The sequence below is a fragment of the Terrisporobacter sp. genome, from assembly GCF_017888745.1.
Taxonomy (GTDB): Bacteria; Bacillota; Clostridia; order Peptostreptococcales; family Peptostreptococcaceae; genus Terrisporobacter.
This window is the reverse complement of the sequence record NZ_JAGHFM010000226.1, coordinates 1-3,222: the sequence shown is the minus strand read 5'-3', so window position 1 is coordinate 3,222 and position 3,222 is coordinate 1. Positions and strand designations below refer to the sequence as shown.

At 27.9% G+C, this 3,222-nt stretch carries 4 protein-coding genes; all 4 read left to right on the top strand.

The window, feature by feature from the left end:
- The coding region (locus tag J7G74_RS10735; protein ID WP_297135113.1) for an aminotransferase class V-fold PLP-dependent enzyme at positions 1 to 632 on the top strand (632 nt) is incomplete at its 5' end.
- Between the two features lie 176 nt (positions 633 to 808).
- Complete coding sequence (locus J7G74_RS10730; protein WP_297135111.1) at positions 809 to 1,249, top strand: MarR family winged helix-turn-helix transcriptional regulator; 441 nt, start codon at positions 809 to 811, stop codon at positions 1,247 to 1,249.
- Positions 1,249 to 2,616 carry an MATE family efflux transporter gene (locus J7G74_RS10725; protein WP_297135109.1) on the top strand — a complete coding sequence of 456 codons (1,368 nt, stop codon included), beginning with the start codon at positions 1,249 to 1,251 and terminating at the stop codon, positions 2,614 to 2,616. Before J7G74_RS10730 ends, J7G74_RS10725 begins: the two co-directional genes overlap by 1 nt.
- A gap of 143 nt (positions 2,617 to 2,759) precedes the next feature.
- Positions 2,760 to 3,222: DEAD/DEAH box helicase (locus J7G74_RS10720; protein ID WP_297135107.1), on the top strand; the 463-nt coding region annotated here is incomplete at its 3' end.

The following is a 3,222-nucleotide window of genomic DNA, read 5'->3' as shown; positions in this document are numbered from 1 at the left end:
GAATTGATTTTTTAGTATTTTCAGGACATAAAGTATATGCTCCATATGGAAGTGGTGCTATAGTAGGGCTTACAGAAGAACTTTCAGATGGAGCTCCTTTATTAAAAGGAGGAGGATGTGTGAAAGCTGTCCTTGATAATGAAGTTATTTGGTCAGAACCACCATCTTTACATGAGGCAGGAACACCAAATGCTTTGGGGGCGATTGCTTTAGCAAGATCATTGAAACAACTTAAGCAAATTGGATTTGATAATATATATGAACATGAAATGTATCTAAAAGAATATTTAATTAAAGAGTTAAAGAAAATTGATAAAGTTATACTTTATGGTGATACTGAAAATATAGATGATAGATTAGGCATAATAGTATTTAATATAGAAGGTCAAGATTATAAAAAGATAGGAAAGAGGTTTGCAGATGAGATGGGAATTGCTCTTAGAACAGGTAAGTTTTGTTCTCATCCATATGTAAATAGATTAATGGGAATAAGTGATTTAACTGCTTGCAGAGAGGCTAGAAATAATGCTCATCCAAGTGGTATGTTAAGAGCTAGCTTGGGACTTTATAATACTAAGAGAGAAGCTGATTTATTTATATCATATATTAAATATATTACTTCAACTTTATAGACTTATTAATAAAGAATTTGCATTTTTATGCAAATTCTTTATTTTTGTTAAAATTATATAAAAATATAAAGAATAGGATGTATTTACCTTAAAATAATTAGTTGCAAATACAACTAATTATGGTATACTAATATAGTTGCCTTTGCAACTATATTAGTATACGGGGGATAACGCTCATGAATAAAAAATCTTGTGATAACATAGGAAAATATATATCTCAACTTTATAGAAGAGGTGGTATTTTTGTAACTAAGGAAATGGAAAAGTACAACATAGGTCAAGGACAATTTATGTTTTTATTGGAACTTTATATAGAAGATGGAAGAAATCAAGAAGAGTTATCTAAAGCTTTGAAAATTGATAAAGGGACAACAGCAAGAGCTATAAAAAAATTAGAAAAAGAAAGATATCTTATAAGATACAAGGATGAAAAGGATAAAAGATCTAATAAAATTTATTTAACCCAAAAAGGTAGAGACGTAAAAGAAAATATATTTTCAGTATTAGATGAATGGGAAAGAAAAATAAGCGAACATTTAGATGAAAGTGAAAAAGAATTAATGATTAAACTACTTAAAAAAGTTTGCTTAAATATAGATAAACAGGAGGAAAATTAATGAAGAATAATCAATTAGAATTAGGACAAGAATCTATTGGTAAATTACTTTTAAAATATTCAGTTCCAGCAATTATAGGAATGATGGTAAATGCTCTTTATAATGTAGTAGATAGAATATTTATAGGTAATATACCAGGAGTTGGGTCTATGGCAATAGCTGGGCTTGGAGTAACTATGCCAATAGTAACTATATTACTAGCATTTGGGATGCTTGTAGGTGTAGGTTCAACAACTAATATTTCTATAAAATTAGGGCAAGGAAAAAAAGAAGAAGCACAAAGTATCATAGGAACTGGTATGATATTATCAGTTATAATAGGTATTATATTAACTATTATAGGATTAATGTTTTCTGAACAAATATTAATAATGTTTGGTGCTAGTGAATCAACATTATATTATGCAAAATCATATATAGATATAATTATGATAGGGACTATATTTAATATATTAGGAATGTTTTTCAATAATATTATTAGAGGAGATGGAAATCCTAAATTATCAGCAACAATAATGACTGTAGGATGTATAGCTAATATAATATTAGATGCAGTTTTGATATTTGGATTTAATATGGGAATTAGAGGTGCTGCTATAGCGACAATAACATCTCAAGCTGTTACTGCTATATGGGGACTTTTATACTATTTAAGAAAAAAATCAAATTTAGAGTTTAATACGTCTATGTTAAAATTAAATTCTAGTGCAATAAAATCAATACTAGCAATAGGTATATCTCCATTTGCAATACAGCTTGCAGCAAGTATGGTGCAAGTTATAAGTAATCAAAGTCTAAAAACATACGGAGGAGATTTGGCAATAGGAGCTATGGCTACAGTAAGTTCAATATCATTAATGTTCTTAATGCCTTCATTTGGTATAAGCCAAGGTATGCAACCTATTGTTGGTTTTAACTATGGAGCAAAACAATACAATAGAGTGGCTAAAACATTAAAATTATGTTTATTAGCATCAACTTGTATATTTGTTGTAGGATTTATAGTAATACAAGTTGCGCCTCATCTTTTAGTTGGAATGTTTAATAGTGATCCAAAGCTTATGGGAATAACAATAAATGGTCTTAAGAAATATACATTAACAATGCCGTTATTAAGTATAGGTATTATAGGTACAAACTATATACAATCTATAGGAAAAGCTAAATTATCTATAGTGCTAAGTTTACTTAGACAATGTATATTATTAATACCATTAATGATGGTTTTACCAAAATATTTTGAATTAGATGGAGTTTGGTTCTCTCAACCAGTTGCAGACGCAGTTTCTATAGTAATAATTGCTACAGTACTTGCTAAAGAAGTAAGAAGCTACTCTAAAGAAGAAAAAATACATGAAGTAGCTTAATATAAATTGTAAAATCAGTATTATTAATCGATAATACTGATTTTTTTATTGGAAGGAAGTTATAAATTCAAATATAATGTTTTGAATGGGATAATTATAATATAATAAATATTATTATTTATGAAAAAATTTAGGAGAAGAATATGACAAATAAATTTGAAAAATTTAATTTAGATAAAAATATAATAAAAGGATTAAATAACTTAAGATATGAAGAACCTTCAAAAGTACAAGCTGAAGTAATACCATATTTATTAAACAAAAATGATGTAATAGTAAAATCAAAAACAGGAAGTGGAAAAACTGCCAGCTTTGCCATACCATTATGCGAAAATATAGATATAGAGGATAATAGCGTACAAGGACTAATAATTGTTCCAACAAGAGAATTAGCCCTTCAAATAAAAGAAGAAATTCAAAATATAGGTAGAATTAAAAAAGTAAGGTGTAGCGCAATATTTGGCAAGCAGCCATTAAAGGAACAAATTGCTGAATTGAAACAAAGAGTACATATAGTTGTGGCAACACCAGGTAGAATAATTGACCATATTGGAAGAGGAACTATTGATCTAAGTTATATAAAATATTTTATAATAGATGAAGCAG